The following is a 21,245-nucleotide window of genomic DNA, read 5'->3' as shown; positions in this document are numbered from 1 at the left end:
GCGACGAAAGAAGGCCCGATGGTTCTCGAAATTTCTCTGGGTGACGTCAAGGGACTGATCGGACAGGAAGTCGGCCTGTCGCGCTGGTTCACGGTCGATCAATCGATGATCGACACCTTCGCCGATGCCACGCTCGATCACCAGTTCATCCACACCGATCCGGAGCGAGCCCGCAACGAAACCCCTTTCGGCGGTACGATCGCGCACGGGTTTCTTACGCTCTCCCTGCTTTCGGCGATGAACTACGATTGCGCGCCGCGTATCCGCGAGCAGACCATGGGCATCAATTTCGGCTTCGACAAGGTGCGCTTCATGGCGCCTGTGAAAAGCGGCGCCAAGGTTCGCGGCCGCTTCGTGCTGAAGGATGCCCGTTTCCGGGGCGCGGAACTGCTCGCAATCAACTACGCCGTCACCGTCGAGATCGAGGGCGAACGCAAGCCGGCGCTGTCGGCCGAATGGATCACGCTGGTCCAGTTCGCCGCGGAAGATCGGCCGGAAACTGTGTGAGCGATGTCGGCGCGCCTTTTAATCGCTGAAAAGCGATCTCAATAGGCCGCGTCCTTCGCCCCCTGATCGAGCAGACCGAAGACGTAAGGCGCGAACGAGCGCCAGCATTCGACGCGGAAGGTCTGTTCTTCCTTGCGGTAGAGGATGATCTCCGCCTTGCCGAGCACCGTGCGCGCGACCTTTCCGACCGGGAAGCTTTCGAGCCTCAGATCAAGCGGGCAGGCCGCGTTCAGCGTTGCGGCAGCGCCCGGCCCGTCGACCATGATCGCGATATTGCGGTGGGAGACATCGACCGCCGAATAGGGTCCCGCTGCCGGGCCGAGCCGGCCGGCGAGGTCGTCCTCGTATTCGTCGATCACCAGCCACTCGTCGGGCCCGAGCCAGAAGGCGTAGCGCCCCTCCCCGCCCGACGAAGTCAGCGGCTTCACCGGCAGGTCGAGTTCCAGCATGCCGTTGAGACCGGGGATCGCGTCCTCGCCGGCCCTGAGCGAAAGCCGGGTGGCAGGGCGCGCCACCACCAGCCGGGCAAGGCCCGAGCCGCCATAGGCGCCGGCAAGCGGCAGGTCGCGTTCCGCTGTGAATTGCTCAGCCATTGATGCGCGCTCCTTCAGGATCATAGAAAACGGTGTCGACCACCTCGACGGCGATGGTGCGCTCCGGCATCGGCACGTAGAGCGTCTGGCCCTTCAGCGCGTGGCCGTTTTTGACCAAGGCCATGGCGATGCCATTCTGCAGCGCCTCCGACCAGTAGGCCGAGGTGACATGGCCGAGCATCGGCACCGGCTTGGGCGCATTCGGATCGGCGACCACATGCGCACCCTCCTCCAGCACCAGCCGGGGATTGTTCTTGACCATCAGGCCGACGAGCTGCTTGCGTCCTTCGGCAACGAGATCCGGCCGTTTGAGGCCGCGCATGCCGACGAAGTCCGGCTTCTTCTTCGAGACTGCCCAGCCCATGCCGACATCATAGGGCGTCACCGTGCCGTCGGTGTCCTGACCGACGACGATATAGCCCTTTTCGGCGCGCAGCACATGCATGGTCTCGGTGCCATAAGCGCAGGCCCCGAAGGTTTCAGCACGTTCAAACACCGCTTCCCAGACCGCAAGCCCGTAATCGGCGGGCACGTTGATCTCGTAGCCGAGCTCGCCGGTGAACGACACCCGGAACAGCCGCGATGGAACCCCGCAGACCGTGCATTCGGCAAGGCTCATATGCGGAAAGGCTTCGTTGGAAATATCCACGCCCTCGACAAAGGGCGCGATGATCTCGCGCGCCTTCGGCCCCTGCACCGCGATCACCGCCCATTGTTCTGTGGTCGATGTCAGCCAGACCTTCAGATGCGGAAACTCGGTCTGGAGATAATCCTCCATCAGGTTCAGCACCCGCGGCGCGCCGCCGGTCGTGGTGGTCACATGGAAGCGGTCCTGCGCCAGCCTGCCGACCACGCCGTCATCGTAGATATAACCGTCCTCGCGCAGCATCAGCCCGTAGCGGCATTTGCCGGGCTTCAGCGTCGACCAGGCGTTGGAATACATGAGGTTCATGAAGGCCTCGGCATCCGGACCCACGACCTCGATCTTGCCGAGCGTGGAGGCGTCGAAAACGCCGGCGGATTCGCGCACGGTGCGGCATTCGCGGTTGACCGCGTCATGCTTGGTCTCGCCGGCGCGTGGGAAATACCAGGCGCGCTTCCAGTTGCCGACATCCTCGAACGGAGCGCCCTGCGCTTCCGCCCAGGCATTGATCGGTGTCTTGCGCGCCGGATCGAACAGCTCGTTGCGCGAATGGTTGATCAGCGTGCCGAAGGTGACCGGCGTGAACGGCTGGCGGAAGGTGGTGAGGCCGACCTGCGGGATCGGCCGGTCCAGCATTTCAGCCGCGATCGCCAGACCGTGCATGTTGGAAAGCTTGCCCTGGTCCGACGCCATGCCGTTGGTGGTGAAGCGCTTGATATGCTCGATCGAGGCCATGCCCTCATGCACGGCCTGACGGATATCCTTGGCGCAGACATCGTGCTGATAATCGATGAACGCCTTGGCGTAGGGCTCGGCATCATCGCTTTCGCCCAGCATGCCGCCGGTCCAGACATGTTCGGTCGCGGCCGCGATCTCGGCGAAACCGCCGCCCGCCGCTGCGGCCTCGGCAACGAGATCGTTCACGGCATCGGTTCCGTTACAGGTGCCGACCGAGACCGCGTTCTGGGCATAGACGCTCGGCAGGAAGCGTTCGTTTTCCGCATCGAAGGCGAGCTTGCCGCGCGATTGGGAGAACAGATGCACCGAGGGAGTCCAGCCGGCCGAGGTGATCAGCGCGTCGATATCGTAATCGCGCGGCTTGCCGCCGCCCTTGACCCGCATGGACTTGACCCGGAGCCTGCCCTTGGTGCCGATGACCCCGTGGCCGGTATGGAGCGTGATCCCAAGCGCCTTCGCCTCTTCGGCGAGGCCCGGTCCGGGCTCGGGCCGGCTATCGATGATGGCAACCACCTTTACGCCCGCGCGGGCGAGATCAAAGGCCGCCTCATAGGCTGAATCATGGGCGCAATAGACGCCGACCTTGGAGCCGACCGTGACGCCGTAATGATTGAGATAGCTGCGCGCGGCCGAGGCCAGCATGATGCCCGGACGGTCATTGTCGGGAAACACCATCGGGCGCTCAATCGCGCCGGTGGCCAGCACCACCTGTTCGGCCCTGACCTGCCACAGCCGCTCGCGCGGACCATCCGCCTTCGCATTTGGCAGATGGTCGGTCAGCCGCTCGCACAGGCCGAGGAAATTGTGGTTGTAGTAGCCGAAGGCCGTGGTGCGCGGCAGGTAGCGGACATTGTCCATGGCCGAAAGTTCGGCTGCCGTCTCGACCGCCCAGTCATAGCCGGGCTTGCCGTCGACAGTGGTGCCGCTCTCATATTGCAGCGCGCCGCCCGGCTCCGGCTTCTCGTCGCAGATGATGACGTCTTTGCCGGCCCGCGCGGCCGAAAGCGCCGCCGTCAGACCCGCAAGCCCCGCGCCGACCACCAGCATGTCGCAATGGACATAGCGGCTGGCATAGCTGTCCGGGTCCTCTTCCGTCGGCGCGACGCCGAGACCGGCGGCCTTGCGGATCGCGGGCTCATAGAGCTTGTGCCAGGCGCTGAACGGCCACATGAAGGTCTTGTAGTAGAAACCTGCGATCAGCATCGGCGAGACGATATCGTTGATCGCGCCGACATCGAAGGAAAGCGACGGCCAGCGGTTCTGCGAGCCCGCTTTCATGCCGTCGAAGACTTCCTGCACTGGCCCACGCACATTGGGCTGGCGGCGGGCGCTGTCACGGGCGATATCGAACAGCGCGTTCGGCTCCTCGGAACCCGCCGTCAGGAAGCCGCGCGGACGGTGATATTTGTACGACCGGCCGACGAGATGCACGCCGTGGGCCAGCAGCGCCGAGGCCAGCGTATCGCCCTCCAGCGCCGTGTAGGTCTTGCCGTCGAAAGTGAAGCGCACGGTTTTCGCGGGCGTCAGCCGGCCCTTATCGGCAATCCGGAATGCGCCGCTCATTTGCCTTCTCCCATGCCGAGTTCGGCCGGATCGGGCTTCGGCTCGCCGGTCTTGTAGGTTTTCAGGAACCGGTCGGAAACGGTGTCGCGGGCGGCGTTGAAGAACCGGCCGCAGCCATGGGAATGGCGCCAGCGCTCGAAATGCAGCCCCTTGGGATTGGTGCGCATGAAGAAATAGTTGGCGAAATCCGCATCGGAGAGGTCGGCCATATTGTCAGGCCGCGCGATATGCGCCTCGCCCGCGCCGGAAAACTCCAGCTCGCTGCGCGCTTCCTCGCAATAGGGACAGTAAATCAGCAACATTCAGTTTCCCTCCAGTTCGGGCAAGGCGTCGGGAATAGAGATAATCAGGTCGATGAGATCGCGCGGCGCTTCCAGCTGCGGCAAGTGACCCGCGCCCGCAAGCGGATGAAGCGGGACGCCAATCCGGCCCGCCAGAAGATGGCCGCGCTCGATCGGGATCCAGGGATCGCGCTCGCCCCAGAGGATGGTGACCGGGCAGGTGATCTCCTTCAGCTTCTCGGCGAATTCATCGGTGAAGGCGTCGTCGGCTTGGGCGAACTGGCGGTAGAAGCTCTGGTGACCCTCCGGCGTGAGCCAGGGGCTGACCAGTTCGCGCAGATCGGTGGCATCGATCTCGTTGACCAGCGCACCCTTGATATAGGCTTCCACGATCGCCGCATGAATATGCGGCGGCAGCGGCTGGAAGGCATCGACGTGACGGCCGACATGGTCGAAGAATTCGGAGCCCCATGGGCTCAGCGCGACGACATTCATCAGCGTCAGGCTCGAATAGGCGACATCATGAAGCAGATGGGCGCGCAGCGTCACCGCGCCGCCGAAATCATGGGCCAGCACATGCGGCGCGTCGAGCATCCAATAGTCGACCATCTCCTTGAACACCCGGCCCTGAACATCAAGCCCGGTAGCCTGTCCGGCATCCTTGGCGGAGCGGCCGAAGCCCGGCATGTCGTACCAGTAGACGGTATAGGCATGCGACAGCGTCAGCAAGATGCGGTGCCAGGAAAACGACGACCACGGCCAGCCATGGGCAAGCACCAGCGGCGGCCCCTTGCCAGCGCTGCCCCAGGCCACAATGCCGGCGCTGGTCTCGCATTTCCTGTTGACGTTCCAGAGCATGGCTTTTCCTAGTGCGCGACGGCGGCAGCGGCCGCTTCGTCGATCAGCCGGCCGGTATTGTAGCGCTCGAGCGTGAGGCCAGCGGCGAGCTTATGCGGCTCGCCCTTGGCGATGAGATGGGCGAAGAGATGCGCCGAACCCGGCGTCGCCTTGAAGCCGCCCGTGCCCCAGCCGCAATTGACGAACAGGTTCGGCACCGGTGTGACGCTCTGGATCGGCGAACGGTCCGGCGTGTTGTCGGTGATGCCGCCCCACTGGCGCATCATCTTGACCCGGCGGAAGATCGGAAACAGTTCGCAGATGGCGTCCAGCGTATGGGTGATGATCTGCAGCCCGCCAGTCTGGGAATAGGAATTATACTGGTCCGTGCCGGCGCCAATCACAAGTTCGCCCTTGTCGGACTGGGAGATATAGGCGTGGACCGAATTCGACATCACCACGCAGGGGAAGATCGGCTTCAGCGGTTCCGACACCAGCGCCTGCAGCGGCTGGCTTTCGAGCGGCAGGCGGACATCGGCCATCGCCATCACCACCGAATTGTGGCCCGAGGCGGAGACGCCGATCTTCTTCGCGCCGATGAAGCCGCGATTGGTCTCGACCCCCGTCACCGCGCCGTCCGCGCCCCGGCGGATCGCCTTGACCTCGCAGTTCTGGATGATGTGGACGCCGCGATCCGACGCCGCGCGGCCATAGCCCCATACGACGGCATCATGACGGGCCGTGCCGGCGCGGCGCTGCAAGGCCGCGCCATTGACCGGGTAGCGCGCGGAAGCCGAGATATCGAGCGGCGGGCAGTAGTCCTTTGCTTGCACCGGCGTCAGCCATTCATTGTCGATGCCGTAGAGCCGGTTGGCGTGGACATGGCGCTTGAACGACTGGCGGTCATGTTCATTATGCGACAGCATCATCACGCCGCGCGGCGAGAACATGACGTTGTAGTTCAGGTCGAGCGACAGGCCTTCCCACATCTTGAGCGAATGCTCGTAGATATCCATGCTCTCATCATAGAGATAGTTGGAGCGCACGATCGTGGTGTTGCGGCCGGTATTGCCGCCGCCGACCCAGCCCTTTTCGATCACCGCGATATTGGTGATGCCGTGTTCCTTGGCGAGGTAATAGGCCGCGCCCATGCCATGACCGCCGCCGCCGATGATGATGACGTCATACTCGCTTTTCGGCTCCGGCGAGGTCCAGTGCTTTTCCCAGCCCTTGTGATGGCGCATGGCCTCGCGCGCGAGAGCGAAAACGGAATATTTGCGCATTGTTGGCTCCATCGGGGTTCGGCGGCGTCGTTGCGACTATACCAATCGCAAATCGAAATACGAGGCAACGTCCTTTTTGCGACGCTTTTGCGACCCGCCTTCGACATTGTAATTTCGGTGGCGTGATCTTGCGAAAAGGATTGCCTTTGGCGGCGAATCCTGTCAATCGAAGCCCGGATTTTTCGCTCTGCCAGCCCTTGTCTTACCGTAAGGGCTGGACTTATCGGCCGCGATCTGTTAATCGCGACGCCAGATATGGGCGGATTGTGCCGCCTTAAGACCAATCAATGCCTGAACGTGCAAGTATTTGCCAGGCTCAGACACCAACGACCAAGGAACGGGATACACGTGCAAGTACTTGTCCGCGACAACAATGTTGACCAGGCCCTCCGCGCTCTGAAGAAGAAAATGCAGCGCGAAGGCATCTTCCGCGAAATGAAGATGCGCGACCATTACGAAAAGCCCTCGCAGAAGCGTGCGCGCGAAAAGGCGGAAGCCATCCGCCGCGTTCGCAAGCTGGCTCGCAAGCGCGCCGTTCGCGAAGGTCTGGTTTCTCGCTGATTGTCGCTTTTTCAGCACATTGATGCGTTCTTAGGGCGGGAGCACATGTTCCCGCCTTTTTATTTGGCAGAATTTTAACCTCGATCATGTAGATTGTGGGGACGCCCTTTTCAAAACCGGAAGGGGAACAAAAACTTCCCGCCGGCTGTTGTCGCAAAAGGCATGCAATTATTGGGGATGGATATGACGAAGATCACCAGCGCGCTCTCGGGCGGCTCGTTCACGGCAGGCAAGCTGCGATTTGCCCGGTATATCGTGTTGGCAGGCACGGTGGGCCTGCTAGCCGGTTGCCAGACCGGCCAGGTCATGAACCAGAACGTGCTCGCCATCGATGCCGCCCAGGGATCCGAGCAGAACATCGCCTCCCTTTCGAACGTGATCGCATCCAACCCCAACGATCCCGGCGCCTACAATGTGCGCGGCGCCGCCTATGGCCGCGCCGGCGAAGACCGCAAGGCGATCGAGGATTTCAACCAGGCGATCGCGCTCAATCCGAATTACTATCAGGCCTATGCCAACCGCGCGCTGATCGAACGCAGCCTCGGCCGGCAGATGGACGCGCTCAACGACTATAACCGCGCGCTACAGATCAACAGCAATTACGATGTCGCCTATATCGGCCGCGGCAATCTCTACCGCGAATCGGGCCAGCTCGACGACGCGTTCAACGACTACACCCGCGCCATCCAGCTCAACACGACCGATCCGCGCGCCTATCATAGTCGCGGTCTGATCTACCAGAAGCGCGGCCAGCAGGAACTGGCGATCGCCGATTTTTCCAAGGCGATCTCGCTGTCGCCGAAATCACCGCAGCCCTATAACGGCCGAGGCGTTTCCTATCTCGCTCTGAACGACGACCAGAACGCCCGCGCCGATTTCGACAAGGCGCTGGCGCTCGATCAATCGGTCGCCGAAAGCTGGGCCAATATCGGACTCGTGCTTGAGCGCCAGGGCGATTTCACCAAGGCGGCCTCCTATTATCAGAAGGCCAAGCAGCTCGACCCCAATTATCTGCCGGCCATCCAGGGCCTTCAGCGCACCATCGGTTCGTAAGACGGTATCCTTGCCTCAGCGGCCAAGGTTAAGCTGGATCGGCAGGGAAAAATTGTGGCTTGCGCCGCGATAGCTCGCCGGGAACGCGCCGAAGGGTCCGGCGGCGCGGGCGCGCTGCAACACGATCGCATCGACCTGGCCGTTGCCCGATGATCTTGCCAGCGACAGTCCGGCAATGGCGCCGGAGCGGTTCAGCCTCACATTGACGACAACGGTCGACTGCAGCCTTCCCACGCCGCGGTAATAGCGTTCCGAGGCCACGGAGCGGCGCAGCTTGGCCCTGAGCCTGCCGGCATAATTGGCCATCTCCGCCTCGCCGTTTCCGCTGTTGCCGGCCCGCGCCTCGGCCGCCTGGCTCGCGCCGGTGTTGGCCGTGCCCGAAGCGACGCCCTTGCGCGCATCCCGATTCGATTGACCGGAGGAACCGGCCGAAGACCGCTTGACGACCTGCCGCTGTTCAACCGGTTTCGGTTTGGCGCGCTCCGCAGCCTTGCGGGTGGCCACCTGATCTGCGGGCAACGGCTCCGTCTTCCACGGCGATGGCGCGGGCACGGGCGCATCGATGTCATAGGCCAGCTCCGGATCATCCTCCTGCGCCTTGATGGTTTCGGCCGGCGCGGTCTGCGCCGCCAGCGGCTCAGCCGCTTCAGCCGGCGCATTGACCGGCGTCTCCTGCGGCGGCAGGGCTTCGGCGACAACGGGCGCGGCCGCGGGCGTTTCTGCGGGTGAGAGGGCCTGTTCGACAATCGGCGGCGCGGGCTGAACCATCGAGGGCGCAAGCGCCGTGGTTGGCGCTGCGGCGAGAACCGCCGGGACACTCGGTGGGGCGACAACCGGTTCGGCAGTGACCGGCGCTGCGGTCTCGGCCTCCGGTGCGGCAAGCGTCTCGACGGGCGTCGGCGCGGCCTGTTCAACGGGGGCGGGTGGCTGAGGCGGAAGCGGCTCGGCCGCGGTGGCCTCCAGCGGCTCGGCCTCGACAGCGGTCGCGGTTTCCACCGGTACCGGCTCGGCCGTAACCATGGTCGGCTCCGCGCCGCTTGCGGCGGCATCCACATCGCCGTTCCCGACCATGATCACGCTGACGACGGTGTTGCCTTCTTCCATGGGCGCTTCCGGCAGGACGCGGGCAACATGGAGCGCGAAGGCAAAAGCGGCGGAATGGATCAACAGCGACACCAGCGTCGCCGCGGAAAGGCGTTTGCCCGCCCGCACGCTGCCCCTGTCGAGAAACCCTGCCTGAGGAACAAAGCCGAGCTCGGCATTCTCCAGTGGCAGTTCTTCGGCAGCGGCCTCTTCGTCCCTTTCGGCGGACTCCACTTTCCGGGCGGAGCTGGCCGCGCTTGCCGCCGCCTTCAGTTCGAACACCACCTTATCAAGGTCGACGTCCGACGCAGGCGCAATGCCGATTTCGGGGGCGATCTCGGGTGCCGCCGCGCCAAACGGGCTGTCCTCCCGCACGACAGCATCATCGAGCGCGTCATCGTCAAGACGCTCGCGCGTGCCGCCCGGCAAGCCCATCGCAAACATGGCCTGGTCATTCATCATCGGGAGCTAGTGTCCACTCAATTATGCGCTGGCCGGCCTCAGCCGTCGAAGGGAATACCCGCCTTCGAACCGGTTTCGAGCGCGCTCACGCAATCCACGCCCTCGGCATCGCAGACCTTGATGTCGTTCAACAGCAGCCCGCCGAGCGCGTCACAGCTTTCGCCGGGCAGTTCGAACTGGCGCACGCGCTTCTTTCCGGCCGGAAGGGTCAGGAAATCGAGCATGGTCAGCCGGTCGACGACGCCTTCGCTGTCGAACAGCGCGACTTCGGCCTGAAGGCTTTCGATCGTCTCGGGCAGATCGTTTTCCACCAGGAATGTCAGCTTGCAGCCATTGTCGGTGGTCTCGAGCGTGTTCAGCGAAATCGAAAGTCCGCTCGCATCGGCCGCCGGCGCTTCACCGGCCGCTTCCTGCGCCAGAACCGGCTGCGACAGGGCGAAAACGAGGGCGGTTGCGCAAATCGATAATCTCATCGTCAGGAATCTCCGGAATTTGAAAAGGCCCTCAGGGGCATATCGCGATCGGCCACAATCCTATCCCTCAACAGGCAAAACGTCTATTGCGTGGATAGACAAAGGTGATTAATAGAGTCAACTTATAAAACATGATTTTCAGAATCAAGTATAGACGGATGCAGGCAGCTTACCAATGAATCACGACAAGGAACCAGCAAAGACCGGCACGAAAGCCGGAACGCGCGGCTTGCCGGTTCTGGAAAGCGAGTCGCTCTTTCAGGGGCGGAACGAAATCGTCATCCGCCATCAGGGCGCCGAGTACCGCATGAAGATCACCCGCCAAGGCAAACTCATTCTGAACAAGTAGGCATGAGAGACATGACTGAGACGACACCAGAACAGATTCGTGAATTCCGCAGCCAGAACCCGAAAATGCGCGAGCGCGATATCGCGACCCGACTTGGTATCAGCGAAGCGGCGCTTGTGGCGGCCGAAGTCGGCCTGACCGCGACCCGGATCGCGCCGGAGCCGTCGCACCTGCTCGACCATGCGGAAAGCTTTGGGGAAATCATGGCGCTGTCGCGCAATGAAAGCGCCGTCCACGAGAAGATCGGCGTCTTCGAGAATATCAAGAACGGCAAGAAGGCCGCGATCGTTCTTGGCGAAAACATCGACCTCAGGATTTTCCCCAGCCGCTGGGTCCACGCCTTCGCCGTGACCAAGACGGATGACAACGGCGCGGAAAAGCTGAGCCTGCAATATTTCGACATGACCGGTACTGCGGTGTTCAAGCTGCACCTGCGCCCCGCGTCCAATGTCGAGGCCTATCGCGATTTCGTCGAGAAATACCGGCTGGAAGACCAGAGCCAGACCGTCCTGACCGAGGCCTTCGCGCCCCATGACGCCGACCACGCCCGCGATGCGAATGCCGTCGATGTCGAACTTCTGCGCGACCGCTGGACCGCGCTGACCGATACCCACCAGTTCTTCGGCATGCTGAACGATCTGAAGGTCCACCGCCAGACGGCAATCGCGACCGTTGGCGACGACTATGCCTATCGCCTTGCCGATGACGCCGTCGCCACCATGTTCCACGCAGCCGCCGAGACGCCGGACCTGCCGCTGATGGTGTTCGTCGCAAACAACGGCATCGTGCAGATCCATTCCGGCCCGGTCTCCAACATCGTCGAGATGGGCCCCTGGATCAACGTGATGGACCCGACCTTCCACCTGCATCTGCGCCGCGACCAGATCGCCGAGACCTGGCTGGTGCGCAAGCCCACCAGTGATGGCCATGTGACCTCGGTCGAAGCCTTCAATGCGGATGGCGAGCTGATCATCCAGTTCTTCGGCAAGCGGCTGGAAGGCTATGCCGAACGCCCGGCCTGGCGCGCGCTTGCCGAGGGCCTGCCGCGCCACGCGCAAACGGCAGCAGCGTGAGGATACCGATGACAGGACATTTTCTGACCCGCCCCCTCGCCGCCCTCCTGGTTCTCGTCGGCGCAACATCCGTCGGCGCGACCGAGCCGCTTGCCGATACCTCGCGTCTCGTCACCATCGGCGGTTCGGTGACGGAGATCATCTATGCGCTGGGCGCCGGCGACAACATCGTCGGTCGCGACACCACCAGCGCCTATCCGCCCGAAGCAGCAGCCAAGCCCGATATCGGCTACATGCGCCAGCTTTCACCCGAGGGCGTGTTGTCGATCGACCCGAGCGCCATCATCACGATCGAGGGCGCCGGTCCGCCGGAAACGATGGATGTGCTGAAACAGGCCGAGGTCGAAATGGCGGTCGTCCCGGAGGATTACAGCCGCGACGGCATCCTTGAAAAGGTCGAGATGGTAGGGGCGCTGATCGGAAAAGAAGCCGAGGCGGAGACGCTGGCCACCGACATCGCAGCCAAGCTCGATCCGATTCTTGCCGCAAACGAAAACAGGCCGGCGGATGAGCGCAAGAGCGCGCTGTTCATCCTTAGCCTTAATGGCGGCAAGGTGATGGCTTCGGGCACCGGCACGGCCGCCAACGGCATGATCGAGGCCGCCGGCCTGGACAATGCCGTCGGCGATTTTCCGGGCTACAAGGCGTTGTCGGACGAGGCGATCATCAAGGCCGCGCCGGACGTCATCATCCTGATGGACGAGAGCGCCGGCAACCGCGCGCCGACCAATGACGATATTGCCGCCAACCCGGCGCTGTCGCTGACGCCGGCCGGCGAGGCCATGACGATCTACCGGATCGATCCGGTCGGCATGCTGAATTTCGGCCCGCGCTTTGCCGAAAATCTCGCCGCGCTGACTGCGGAAATCTACGGAGACTAGGCGGCGATGACAGTGATCGAAGCCTTGTCGGGCGCGCGCTGGCGCGATAGCGGAGACCGCTCGGACCTGGCGGTCGTGATGATCGCGGCGCTCGTGGTTGTCTCAGGCCTTGCCATCCTCATCTCGGTCGCCAACGGCGCATCGGACGCCTCGCTCTTTGACGTCGCGAGCGCCATCGTCACAGGCGACAGCGCGGCGCTTGCTGCGCGCGACCGGATCATCATCTTCGACATCCGGCTGCCGCGTGCGATCATGGGCTTTCTGGTGGGCGCCTCGCTTGCCGTCTGCGGCGCGGCGATGCAGGGTCTGTTCCGCAATCCGCTGGCGGACCCCGGCCTTGTCGGGGTTTCGGCGGGCGCGGGACTTGGCGCGGTGATCATGATCGTGCTCGGAGGCACCATCGCCGCTCCGGTCTACGGCCTGCTCGGCTTCTACGCCCTGCCCGCCGCCGCCTTTCTCGGCGGGCTGGTCACCACGCTTCTGCTCTACCGGATTTCTACCAGCCACGGCCAGACATCGGTCGCGACCATGCTGCTTGCCGGCATCGCGCTGTCGGCGCTGGCGGGCGCTGCCACCGGATTTCTCGTCTATCTCGCAAACGACCAGCAATTGCGCGACCTCACCTTCTGGTCGATGGGTTCGCTCGCCGGCGCGACATGGACCAAGCTCGCGGCGATCAGCCCGATCATGCTGGCGGCCTTTGCCGTGCTGCCCTTCATGGCCAAGGGGCTGAACGCCATCACGCTTGGCGAGGCGACCGCCTACCACATCGGCATCCCTGTGCAGCGGCTGAAGAACACCACCATCATCGCCGTTGCTGCCGCCACTGGCGCAGGCGTCGCCGTCTCGGGCGGCATCGGTTTCGTCGGCATCGTCGTGCCGCATCTGCTCAGGCTCGTCATCGGCCCCGACCACCGCTATCTGCTGCCGGCCTCCGCACTGCTCGGCGGCGCGCTGCTGGTGCTCGCCGATCTCTTCGCCCGCACGGTCGTAGCACCCGCGGAACTGCCAATCGGCATCATTACGGCGATCGCCGGCGGGCCGTTCTTCCTGTGGATCCTCCTCAAAAACCGCTCGCGGCTCAATCTGTAACGATGATCGAAATTCGCAATATGGATGTCACGCTTTCAGGACGGCATGTTCTGAAAGACATCACGCTTCGGGCCGTTCCCGGCGCGCTTACCGCGATCTGCGGCCCGAACGGCTGCGGCAAGACGACAACGCTGAAGGCAATCGCCGGCGACCTTGCGCCCGATGAGGGCGTCGTCGAAATCAATGGCGAGGCGGTGGCAAACCTTGCCCCCTGGCGGCTGGCGCAGATGCGCGGCGTATTGCCGCAATCCTCCACCCTCGCCTTTCCCTTCACCGTCGCCGAGGTGCTGCGCATGGGGCTTTCGGGCCGCGCCCACCACGCCGACGATCGCGCGACCATGGCAAAGGCGCTCGGCGCCGTCGACCTTCACGGCTTCGAGGGCCGCTTCTATCAGGAACTCTCCGGCGGCGAGCAACAGCGCGTCCAGCTTGCCCGTGTACTGTGCCAGATCGAAGCCCCGGTCGCCCACGGCAAGCCGCGCTGGCTGCTTCTGGACGAACCGGTGGCAAGCCTCGACATCCTGCACCAGCTCGCGATCATGCGGCTTGCGCGCGATTTCTGCCGCGCCGGCGGCGGCGTGATCGCGATCATGCACGACCTCAACCTGACGGCGCTGTTTGCCGATCATGTGGTGCTGATGCGCGAGGGACAGGTGATCGCGGCGGGCAGCCCGAAGGATACCATCACCGACGACAACCTCCACGCCGTGTTCGCGACAAGGCTTTCCGTCAGCCAGAAGCCAAAGGACGATACGCCGTTTGTGCTGCCGCACAGCGCGGTCTGAAGCCGCCGATCAGGCGCGATACCGGTAGAAATGCATGCGCGTGTCACCAAATTCGCGCGTCTCCAGCGGCTGGTAAACCTCCGAAACCATTGGCGATACATCCGCGCGTTCCTCCAGGATCGCCAGCGCGCCGGGCTTCAGCCAGCCGCCGTCATGGGCCGCGGCCATCGCCTTTTCGCCAAGCCCCTTGCCATAGGGCGGGTCGGCGAACAGGAAATCATAGGGCTCGATGCGGTTGGCGGGACCGAGCCGCGTGGCGTCGCGGCGCATGATCCGGGTGCGGCCGGCGAGGCCGAGCGCCTCGATATTGGACCATAGCAACCCCCTGCCCTCGACGCTGTTTTCAACGAACAGAACCGCCTTGACCCCGCGCGACAGCGCCTCAAGCCCCATCGCGCCGGTGCCCGCGAACAGATCGATCATCCGCGCGCCGTCAAGCGCTTCCGCATAAGCATGGCTTAAAATGTTGAAAAGGCTCTCGCGGGTGCGGTCGGTCGTCGGCCTGATGTCGGAGGACTTCGGCGTGGCGAGTGCGCGCCCGCGAAACTCACCGCCGACGATCCGCATTGCCTCTTGGCCCCTTGCCCGGACCGCCGCGCGGCCCGCCATCCCGTGAACCGCCGGAACGCGGCCTGTCGCCGCCCGGACGCTTGCCGCCTTCAGGGCGGCCGCCGCGCTTCTCGCCAGTCGGACGATCAGCGCGTGGCGCCGAGGCATCCCGCTTCGGACCGTCGAAGCGCTTGCCGCCAGCAGGACGGTCGCCACCGGCGGGACGACCTTCGCCGCGCGGCCGCTTGGGGCCTTCGAAACGGCGGGCTTCGCCGGCACCCTCAGCACTGGCCTCACGCGGTTTGCGCGGTCCCTTGGAGGCAGGCTTTGCAGCGGGCTTGCCCCTGCCGCCGGCCGGTCCCCGCGCACGCGGCGCATCACCCTCGGCGGAACCAGAGCGGCGCGCATCCCGCTTCGCATCGCGACGGGCGTCTTCCCTGGCCCTGTCCTCGGCCTTCTTCTTGGCCTTGGGGCCGAGCGGACGGGCGCCGGGCGCCATCCACACATTGGTGGCGCGGCTGCGGGTTTCGATATCCTTGTAGACCTTCTCGCCATCACCCTTGCGCTTGGTGTCGAGACGGTCGCGGCCACGCTCGGCGCGCTCGCCGCGATCCAGCTTGTCGCCGCGACGCTTGCCCTGGCCTTCGCGCTTGCCGGCGTCGGGCTTCCAGTTGTCGCGGGATTTCGGCGCTTCGTCCTCACCCTGCTTGTCATGATAGATCGGCGCGTCGAAATTGGCGCCGGCCTCCTCGATCAGCCGGGGGCCGAGCTGGTCGCGCAGCGTGCGACCGCGCACTTCCATCACATTGCCCTCGGCGATCTCGCCGAGCTGGAAGGGGCCGTAGGAAATGCGGATCAGACGGCCGACCTCGAGGCCGAGCGCGCCGAGCACGTTCTTGATCTCGCGGTTCTTGCCCTCGCGAAGGCCCATGGTGATCCAGACGTTAGAGCCCTGGACCCGATCGAGCGTGGCATCGATCGCGCCGTAGAGCACGCCGTCGACGGCGATGCCGTCCTTCAACTTGTCGAGATCGGCCTGTTCGATCTTGCCGTGTGCGCGCACGCGGTAGCGACGCAGCCAGCCGGTGGCCGGCAGCTCCAGCACCCGCGCCAACCCGCCGTCATTGGTCAGCAGCAGCAGGCCCTCGGTATTGATGTCCAGACGGCCGATCGAGATCACCCGTGGCAGTTCGGCCGGCAGGTTGTCGAATACGGTCGGGCGGCCCTCGGGATCGGAATTGGTGGTCACCAGGCCGGAGGGCTTGTGGTAGATCCACAGCCTTGTGCGCTCGATGCCCCGGATTTCTTCGCCATCGACCTCGATCTTGTCATCAAGGGTGACGTTATGCGCGGGCGTTTCCAGCAGCTTGCCGTTGACCTTCACCCGGCCCTCGAGGATCATCCGCTCGGCATCGCGCCTGGAGGCGACGCCGGCGCGGGCGAGGGTTTTCGAGATGCGCTCGCCCTGCTTTTCCTCGCCGGTAGCGGCGGGCGCATCAGCCTTGCGCGGCGATTTGCCGCCGGCAGGTTTGGTGCCGCGTTTGGGAAACTTGTCTTTTTCGGTCATTGTGCTTTGCCTGTTTGTCCCGATCCTCTATCAGGTCGGGTCAAGGCCGTTAAGAGGAAAGTTACGATAATGCCTGTCGGCAGTGATTTCATGGCATTGGCGCTCGCCGAGGCCGAAGCGGCGGCGGCGCGCGGCGAGGTGCCGATCGGCGCGGTCGTCGTGATCGATGGCCAGGTCGTCGCCAGCGCCGGCAACCGCACCCGCGAGATGGCCGACCCCACCGCACATGCCGAGATCCTTGCCCTGCGCGAAGCCTGCCGCAAGCGCGACTCGGAACGCCTGCCCGGCGCGCATCTCTACGTCACGCTGGAACCCTGTGCCATGTGCGCGGCGGCGATCTCCTTTGCCCGGATCGAGCGGCTTTACTATGGCGCGGCCGACCCCAAGGGCGGCGGTGTGGATCATGGCGGCCGGTTCTACGACCAGCCGACCTGCCACCACCGGCCGGATGTCTATTCCGGTTTCTCCGAGAGCCGTTCGGCGGAACTGTTGCGCTCGTTCTTCAGCGAAAAGCGCTCAGACTGAACCGTCCGCAACCTTGCGCAGGGTCTCGCCTTCCAGCCGGTAGCGAATCCATTCGTCCTGCGGCTTGCCGCCAATGCCGTCATAAACGCGGATCGCGCCCTCGTTCCAGTCGAGCACGCTCCATTCCATGCGGCCGCAGTTCTTGGCAACGCCGATTTCCGCGACCGTCTTCATCAGCGCCCGGCCGAGGCCCGCGCCGCGATGCTCGGGCGTCACATAGAGGTCTTCCAGGTAGATGCCGTTGCGGCCCTGCCAGGTGGAGAAGCTGAAATAATAGACCGCGAAACCCACCGGTTCGCCATCGGCCTCGGCAATCAGCGCGCCGGTGACCGAGCCTTGACCGAAGATCGCCTCGGCAAGCCCATCCGCGCTGGTCTCGACCTGATCGAGCGCCTTCTCGAATTCGGCGAGTTCGCACACAAAACGGTAGATGGCGCCGGCGTCGATTCGCGTCGCCGGCCGAATGGCGTAGCCCATATTATCCTCGAATTATAGACTATTGCTGACCGGCGTTCTTCGACGATTCCAGGAAGTCGTCGGTCGCGCCGCTATTGCAGTTGAAGAACAGGAAGCACTTGTCCGGGTCCTTGCCTTCGGCAAGCTTCTTGCGGCGGCGCTCCTTGGTGCGCTCCGATTCGCCAAGATCGTTCATCGCTGCCGGATCGCTCGGCATGCGGTATTCCTGCGGCGGATCGATGAGATAGCGACGCTGGGTGATGTCGATCGTAGTCGCTTCCTTCTTCGCCTTCCGGAACGCCTCGAGCTGTTCCTTCTCGCTCATCTGGCTCGGATTGTCCGAGGCCAGAAGCGGCGAGCGATAGAACGGGTTGTCCTTGTTTTCTTCCGCTTCCTCATAGAGGCGGTCGCGCTGCTCTTCCGGAGATTCGACCCAGTTGGGGTTCTCCGCAGAGGCCAGCGACTTCTGCGGCGGCGCAAGCGCGGCCATGTTCGTGCCCTTGGTCGGCTTCACGAGATCGGGACGCGGCTGGTAGTCGATGTCGGGCTGATCCGGATTGATCACCAGCACGGCCTCGCCGAGGTCTTCCACAAGCTGGGTCGTCGCGGTCTTGCCGGTGCCATAGGTCGGCGCGCCAAGGCAGGCGGAAAGCGATGCCACGCCCGCAAGGGCAATTGCGATCTTCATCGAACGGATAACGAATGTCATGCGCTGTCTACCAAACCTCCGCGCCGGGGCGCTTCTTGTTATTCAGGTCATCAGCCACACTGTGGCGATGAATCCGGCGAAACCGCGACATTCCTAACGCAGAACCGCCGTTTTCGCAATTCGGCTTCTAAACCGGGGGAAAAAGCCGGGAAAGTCCCGGCTCTCGCCTCAGCCCGCCAGTGCCGCGAGCTCCCTGAGCGCCGCCGCGTCGCGCGCCGAAACATCCGGATAGTCCGGATCGGAGCCGACATCCTCGGTCACCCGCCAGGAGCGCGCGCATTTGGTGCCTGTAGCAAGCGCGGGCACCACCGCCACATCGGCCACCTCGCGCAGGCGGAAGGCATCCTCGGGGCCCTTGCCAGCCTCGATGGTGATCGCCGAGGTGATGCAGATTTCCTCGAAATCACGGCCATCAAGGGCTGCACGCAGCGTCTCGTCATCGACATAGACGATGGGCGCTGCCTCGAGCGATGAGCCGATGCGCTTCTCACGGCGCTCGATTTCCAGCGCGCCGGTCACCACGGTGCGCACCGCGCGGATCTTCTCCCACTTGGCCGCAAGCGCATCGTCCTTCCACGCCGCCGGCACATCGGGGAACTGCTCCAGATGCACCGAAACCGCGTTCGGATTGCGCGACAGCCAGGCCTCGTCCATCGTGAAAGGCAGCATCGGCGCAAGCCAGGTGACGAGGCAGTCGAACAGCTTGCGGATCACATGCAGGGCCGCGCGGCGGCGCAGACTCGACGGCGCGTCGCAGTAAAGCGCATCCTTGCGGACATCGAAATAGAACGCCGACAGCTCGATATTGGCGAAATCGTTCAGCGCGCGGGCGATGCGCTTGAAGTCGAAATCGTCATAGCCCTTGCGCACCAGCGCATCGAGCTCGGCCAGCCGGTGCAGCATCAGCCGCTCCAGTTCCGGCATGTCGGCAAGCGCGATTTCCTCGCCCTCATCATGGGCGAGCGTGCCGAGCATCCAGCGCAGCGTGTTGCGCAGCTTGCGGTAGCTGTCGATATTGGTCTTGATAACGTTGGCGCCAAGCCGCTGGTCTTCCCAGTAGTCCGTGGTCATCACCCAAAGGCGCAGGATATCGGCGCCGGATTTCTTCATGACATCCTGCGGGAACACCTGATTGCCGAGCGACTTCGACTGCTTGCGTCCCTGCTCGTCCATCGTGAACCCGTGGGTGACGACGGTGTTGTATGGCGCGCGACCGCGCGTGGCGCAGCCTTCCAGCAGCGAGGAGTGAAACCAGCCGCGATGCTGGTCGGAGCCTTCGAGATAGACATCGGCCGGCCATTTCAGGTCCGGGCGGTCCTCCAGCGTGAAGGTGTGGGTCGAGCCACTGTCAAACCAGACATCGAGAATGTCGGTGACCATGTCCCACTCTTCATTCGCCTTGTCGCCAAGGAAGCGCTCGCGCGCGCCTTCGGCAAACCAGGCATCCGCCCCTTCGGCCTCGAAGGCTTCGAGGATGCGGGCGTTGACGGCATCATCCACCAGCACATTGCCGGCCTTGTCGGCGAACACGCAGATCGGCACGCCCCAGGCGCGCTGACGGGAAAGCACCCAGTCCGGACGGTTCTCGATCATGCCCCGCAGCCGGTTCTTGCCGCCGGCGGGTACGAAGCGGGTATTGTCGATGGCCTTGAGAGCGCGGGTGCGCAGCGTGTCGCCCCCCTCACCCTGGCCCTCTCCCCCCTGGGGAGAGCGGACTGAGAGGCCGCCGCTTGCCGCCTTGTCGCCGCTGAGGGCCGAAGCGTCTCCGCTTGCCGCAGCCTCGCCCTTCTCCCCTGAGGGGAGAAGGTGGCCCGAAGGGCCGGATGAGGGGTTGCCGAGCTCCTTGTCCATATAGACGAACCACTGCGGCGTGTTGCGGAAGATCACCGGCTTCTTGGAGCGCCAGGAATGCGGATAGTCGTGCTTGATCCGGCCGCGGGCAAACAGCATGTCGGCATCGATCAGCGCCTTGATGACGCGGTCGTTTGCATCACCCTTCTTGCCGTTGTCATCCATGACGCGGGCAGCACCGCCTTCGGCGGATGGGCCGAAGCCATAGGCCTCATCGGTGTAATAGCCGTCATCGCCGACCGTGAACGGGATCTTCGCCGAGATTCCGCGCGCCTCAAGCTCGCGGGCCTTTTCCATCCAAGCGTCGAAGTCCTCGCGGCCGTGGCCGGGCGCGGTGTGGACGAAACCGGTACCGGCATCATCGGTGACGTGATCGCCATCGAGCAGCGGGACCTTGAAGTCGTAGCCGAGACCCAAGAGCGGGTGGGCGCAGGTGATGGCGGCAAGCTCGTCGCCATCGACATCGCGGACCAGCTTCAGCGTCACCTTGGCCTTGGAAGCGCATTCCTCGGCGAGGTTCTTCGCAAACAGAAGCTTTTCGCCCGGCTGCGGCCCAAAATCGTTGGACGCCTCGGTGACTTCGTAGAGACCATATTCGAGACGCGACGAGAACGAGATGCCACGGTTGCCGGGGATGGTCCACGGCGTGGTGGTCCAGATAACAATGAAGGCGTCGCCAAGGTCTGCGGGCCCTTCAACCACCGGAAACTTCACCCAAACCGTATCCGACTGAACCTCGTGATACTCCACTTCCGCCTCGGCCAGCGCCGTCCGTTCGACCACCGACCACATCACCGGCTTGGAGCCACGGTAAAGCTGGCCGGTCTTGGCGATCTTCAGCAGTTCGCCGGCGATCCGGGCCTCCGCGTGGAAGGCCATCGTGGTGTAGGGGTTTTCGAAATCGCCCTCGATGCCGAGGCGCTGGAACTCCTTGGTCTGGACATCGATCCAGTGCTGCGCGAATTCGCGGCACTGGCGGCGGAATTCGTTGATCTCGACCTCGTCCTTGTTCTGGCCCTTTGCGCGATAGGCTTCCTCGATCTTCCATTCGATCGGCAGGCCGTGGCAGTCCCAGCCCGGAACATAGTTGCTGTCATAGCCGCGCATCTGGAACGAGCGGGTGATGACGTCCTTCAGGATCTTGTTCAGCGCGTGACCGATATGGATGTTGCCGTTGGCATAGGGCGGGCCGTCGTGCAGCACGAATTTCTCGCGGCCCTTGGCATCCTCGCGCAGCTTCTTGTAGAGGCCGATCTCCTGCCAGCGGGCAACCGTTTCCGGCTCCTTCTCGGGCAGGCCCGCGCGCATCGGAAAATCGGTCTGCGGCAGAT

General features: G+C 64.0%; 21 protein-coding genes. 9 read left to right on the top strand and 12 right to left on the bottom strand.

Annotated features, from left to right (window positions below):
• The first annotated feature begins 18 nt into the window (after window positions 1-18).
• Window positions 19-507, top strand: a complete 489-nt coding sequence (locus tag V6765_RS07585; RefSeq protein WP_448427503.1) for a MaoC family dehydratase — start codon at window positions 19-21, stop codon at window positions 505-507.
• A gap of 38 nt (window positions 508-545) precedes the next feature.
• On the opposite strand, the gene V6765_RS07580 is transcribed toward V6765_RS07585, so the two are convergent.
• The 5 genes from V6765_RS07580 to V6765_RS07560 are packed head-to-tail and all read right to left on the bottom strand — an operon-like array spanning window position 546 to window position 6,445.
• Window positions 546-1,100 (bottom strand): sarcosine oxidase subunit gamma, encoded by a 555-nt coding sequence (locus V6765_RS07580; RefSeq protein WP_448427502.1) that lies wholly within the window; start codon window positions 1,098-1,100, stop codon window positions 546-548.
• Complete coding sequence (locus V6765_RS07575) at window positions 1,093-4,044, bottom strand: sarcosine oxidase subunit alpha (RefSeq protein WP_448427501.1); 2,952 nt, start codon at window positions 4,042-4,044, stop codon at window positions 1,093-1,095. Before V6765_RS07575 ends, V6765_RS07580 begins: the two co-directional genes overlap by 8 nt.
• Window positions 4,041-4,346, bottom strand: a complete 306-nt coding sequence (locus tag V6765_RS07570; protein WP_448427500.1) for a sarcosine oxidase subunit delta — start codon at window positions 4,344-4,346, stop codon at window positions 4,041-4,043. Before V6765_RS07570 ends, V6765_RS07575 begins: the two co-directional genes overlap by 4 nt.
• Window positions 4,347-5,183 (bottom strand): alpha/beta fold hydrolase, encoded by an 837-nt coding sequence (locus V6765_RS07565; protein WP_448427499.1) that lies wholly within the window; start codon window positions 5,181-5,183, stop codon window positions 4,347-4,349.
• Between the two features lie 8 nt (window positions 5,184-5,191).
• Window positions 5,192-6,445, bottom strand: a complete 1,254-nt coding sequence (locus V6765_RS07560) for a sarcosine oxidase subunit beta family protein (protein WP_448427498.1) — start codon at window positions 6,443-6,445, stop codon at window positions 5,192-5,194.
• Between the two features lie 348 nt (window positions 6,446-6,793).
• Here V6765_RS07560 and rpsU point away from each other — a divergent pair, with 348 nt between their 5' ends.
• Complete coding sequence (gene rpsU / locus V6765_RS07555) at window positions 6,794-7,006, top strand: 30S ribosomal protein S21 (RefSeq protein ID WP_026173590.1); 213 nt, start codon at window positions 6,794-6,796, stop codon at window positions 7,004-7,006.
• A 177-nt stretch (window positions 7,007-7,183) separates the two neighbouring features.
• The gene (locus V6765_RS07550) at window positions 7,184-8,059 is read left to right on the top strand and encodes a tetratricopeptide repeat protein (protein ID WP_448427497.1); all 876 of its coding nucleotides are present in this window, start codon (window positions 7,184-7,186) and stop codon (window positions 8,057-8,059) included.
• Between the two features lie 15 nt (window positions 8,060-8,074).
• Here the strand turns inward: V6765_RS07550 and V6765_RS07545 are convergent, their stop codons facing one another.
• Both V6765_RS07545 and V6765_RS07540 read right to left on the bottom strand, forming a co-directional pair.
• Complete coding sequence (locus tag V6765_RS07545; protein WP_448427496.1) at window positions 8,075-9,604, bottom strand: TonB family protein; 1,530 nt, start codon at window positions 9,602-9,604, stop codon at window positions 8,075-8,077.
• 38 nt (window positions 9,605-9,642) lie between these two features.
• Window positions 9,643-10,077, bottom strand: coding sequence for a hypothetical protein (locus V6765_RS07540; protein ID WP_448427495.1), 435 nt, complete (start codon window positions 10,075-10,077; stop codon window positions 9,643-9,645).
• Between the two features lie 175 nt (window positions 10,078-10,252).
• Here V6765_RS07540 and hemP point away from each other — a divergent pair, with 175 nt between their 5' ends.
• Genes hemP through V6765_RS07515 form a run of 5 tightly spaced genes read left to right on the top strand, consistent with a single transcriptional unit; the run spans window position 10,253 to window position 14,257 of the window.
• On the top strand, window positions 10,253-10,426 hold the full coding sequence (gene hemP, locus V6765_RS07535; protein WP_448427494.1) for a hemin uptake protein HemP: 174 nt from the start codon (window positions 10,253-10,255) through the stop codon (window positions 10,424-10,426).
• Window positions 10,427-10,428: 2 nt separating this feature from the next.
• On the top strand, window positions 10,429-11,499 hold the full coding sequence (locus V6765_RS07530) for a hemin-degrading factor (protein WP_448427493.1): 1,071 nt from the start codon (window positions 10,429-10,431) through the stop codon (window positions 11,497-11,499).
• Window positions 11,500-11,507: 8 nt separating this feature from the next.
• Entirely contained in the window at window positions 11,508-12,380 is an 873-nt protein-coding gene (locus V6765_RS07525) for a heme/hemin ABC transporter substrate-binding protein (protein ID WP_448427492.1), read from the top strand.
• Between the two features lie 6 nt (window positions 12,381-12,386).
• Window positions 12,387-13,472 carry a FecCD family ABC transporter permease gene (locus tag V6765_RS07520; RefSeq protein WP_448427491.1) on the top strand — a complete coding sequence of 362 codons (1,086 nt, stop codon included), beginning with the start codon at window positions 12,387-12,389 and terminating at the stop codon, window positions 13,470-13,472.
• Between the two features lie 2 nt (window positions 13,473-13,474).
• Entirely contained in the window at window positions 13,475-14,257 is a 783-nt protein-coding gene (locus tag V6765_RS07515; RefSeq protein WP_448427490.1) for a heme ABC transporter ATP-binding protein, read from the top strand.
• A 9-nt stretch (window positions 14,258-14,266) separates the two neighbouring features.
• Here V6765_RS07515 and rsmD read toward each other — a convergent pair whose 3' ends face one another.
• Window positions 14,267-14,824, bottom strand: coding sequence for a 16S rRNA (guanine(966)-N(2))-methyltransferase RsmD (rsmD, locus tag V6765_RS07510; protein WP_448427489.1), 558 nt, complete (start codon window positions 14,822-14,824; stop codon window positions 14,267-14,269).
• Window positions 14,805-16,373: a pseudouridine synthase gene (locus tag V6765_RS07505; protein WP_448427488.1), complete on the bottom strand. Its 1,569-nt coding sequence runs from the start codon at window positions 16,371-16,373 to the stop codon at window positions 14,805-14,807. The genes rsmD and V6765_RS07505 overlap by 20 nt, the downstream gene beginning before the upstream one ends.
• 69 nt (window positions 16,374-16,442) lie before the next feature.
• Here V6765_RS07505 and V6765_RS07500 point away from each other — a divergent pair, with 69 nt between their 5' ends.
• Window positions 16,443-16,898 carry a nucleoside deaminase gene (locus tag V6765_RS07500; RefSeq protein ID WP_448427487.1) on the top strand — a complete coding sequence of 152 codons (456 nt, stop codon included), beginning with the start codon at window positions 16,443-16,445 and terminating at the stop codon, window positions 16,896-16,898.
• On the opposite strand, the gene V6765_RS07495 is transcribed toward V6765_RS07500, so the two are convergent.
• The 3 genes from V6765_RS07495 to ileS all read right to left on the bottom strand — a co-directional run bounded on the left by V6765_RS07495 (window position 16,890) and on the right by ileS (window position 21,222).
• Window positions 16,890-17,375: an N-acetyltransferase family protein gene (locus V6765_RS07495; protein ID WP_448427486.1), complete on the bottom strand. Its 486-nt coding sequence runs from the start codon at window positions 17,373-17,375 to the stop codon at window positions 16,890-16,892. The two genes, V6765_RS07500 and V6765_RS07495, sit on opposite strands and share 9 nt — an antisense overlap.
• A 19-nt stretch (window positions 17,376-17,394) precedes the next feature.
• Entirely contained in the window at window positions 17,395-18,063 is a 669-nt protein-coding gene (locus tag V6765_RS07490) for a hypothetical protein (protein ID WP_448427485.1), read from the bottom strand.
• A gap of 168 nt (window positions 18,064-18,231) precedes the next feature.
• Window positions 18,232-21,222, bottom strand: coding sequence for an isoleucine--tRNA ligase (gene ileS / locus V6765_RS07485; RefSeq protein WP_448427592.1), 2,991 nt, complete (start codon window positions 21,220-21,222; stop codon window positions 18,232-18,234).
• Window positions 21,223-21,245: the final 23 nt, after the last annotated feature.

This window comes from Martelella sp. FOR1707, from assembly GCF_053484265.1.
Note: the sequence above shows the minus strand (reverse complement) of the source record. Positions and strands in the feature narration are given on the sequence as shown.

Bases quoted from the DNA above. Each gene is read 5' to 3' on its own strand.
- V6765_RS07585 (WP_448427503.1), top strand. From the start codon at position 19: ATGGTTCTCGAAATTTCTCTGGGTGACGTCAAGGGACTGATCGGACAG.
- V6765_RS07580 (WP_448427502.1), bottom strand. From the start codon at position 1,100: ATGGCTGAGCAATTCACAGCGGAACGCGACCTGCCGCTTGCCGGCGCC.
- V6765_RS07575 (WP_448427501.1), bottom strand. From the start codon at position 4,044: ATGAGCGGCGCATTCCGGATTGCCGATAAGGGCCGGCTGACGCCCGCG.
- V6765_RS07570 (WP_448427500.1), bottom strand. From the start codon at position 4,346: ATGTTGCTGATTTACTGTCCCTATTGCGAGGAAGCGCGCAGCGAGCTG.
- V6765_RS07565 (WP_448427499.1), bottom strand. From the start codon at position 5,183: ATGCTCTGGAACGTCAACAGGAAATGCGAGACCAGCGCCGGCATTGTG.
- V6765_RS07560 (WP_448427498.1), bottom strand. From the start codon at position 6,445: ATGCGCAAATATTCCGTTTTCGCTCTCGCGCGCGAGGCCATGCGCCAT.
- V6765_RS07550 (WP_448427497.1), top strand. From the start codon at position 7,184: ATGGATATGACGAAGATCACCAGCGCGCTCTCGGGCGGCTCGTTCACG.
- V6765_RS07545 (WP_448427496.1), bottom strand. From the start codon at position 9,604: ATGATGAATGACCAGGCCATGTTTGCGATGGGCTTGCCGGGCGGCACG.
- V6765_RS07540 (WP_448427495.1), bottom strand. From the start codon at position 10,077: ATGAGATTATCGATTTGCGCAACCGCCCTCGTTTTCGCCCTGTCGCAG.
- hemP (WP_448427494.1), top strand. From the start codon at position 10,253: ATGAATCACGACAAGGAACCAGCAAAGACCGGCACGAAAGCCGGAACG.
- V6765_RS07530 (WP_448427493.1), top strand. From the start codon at position 10,429: ATGAGAGACATGACTGAGACGACACCAGAACAGATTCGTGAATTCCGC.
- V6765_RS07525 (WP_448427492.1), top strand. From the start codon at position 11,508: ATGACAGGACATTTTCTGACCCGCCCCCTCGCCGCCCTCCTGGTTCTC.
- V6765_RS07520 (WP_448427491.1), top strand. From the start codon at position 12,387: ATGACAGTGATCGAAGCCTTGTCGGGCGCGCGCTGGCGCGATAGCGGA.
- V6765_RS07515 (WP_448427490.1), top strand. From the start codon at position 13,475: ATGATCGAAATTCGCAATATGGATGTCACGCTTTCAGGACGGCATGTT.
- rsmD (WP_448427489.1), bottom strand. From the start codon at position 14,824: ATGCGGATCGTCGGCGGTGAGTTTCGCGGGCGCGCACTCGCCACGCCG.
- V6765_RS07505 (WP_448427488.1), bottom strand. From the start codon at position 16,373: ATGACCGAAAAAGACAAGTTTCCCAAACGCGGCACCAAACCTGCCGGC.
- V6765_RS07500 (WP_448427487.1), top strand. From the start codon at position 16,443: ATGCCTGTCGGCAGTGATTTCATGGCATTGGCGCTCGCCGAGGCCGAA.
- V6765_RS07495 (WP_448427486.1), bottom strand. From the start codon at position 17,375: ATGGGCTACGCCATTCGGCCGGCGACGCGAATCGACGCCGGCGCCATC.
- V6765_RS07490 (WP_448427485.1), bottom strand. From the start codon at position 18,063: ATGACATTCGTTATCCGTTCGATGAAGATCGCAATTGCCCTTGCGGGC.
- ileS (WP_448427592.1), bottom strand. From the start codon at position 21,222: ATGCGCGCGGGCCTGCCCGAGAAGGAGCCGGAAACGGTTGCCCGCTGG.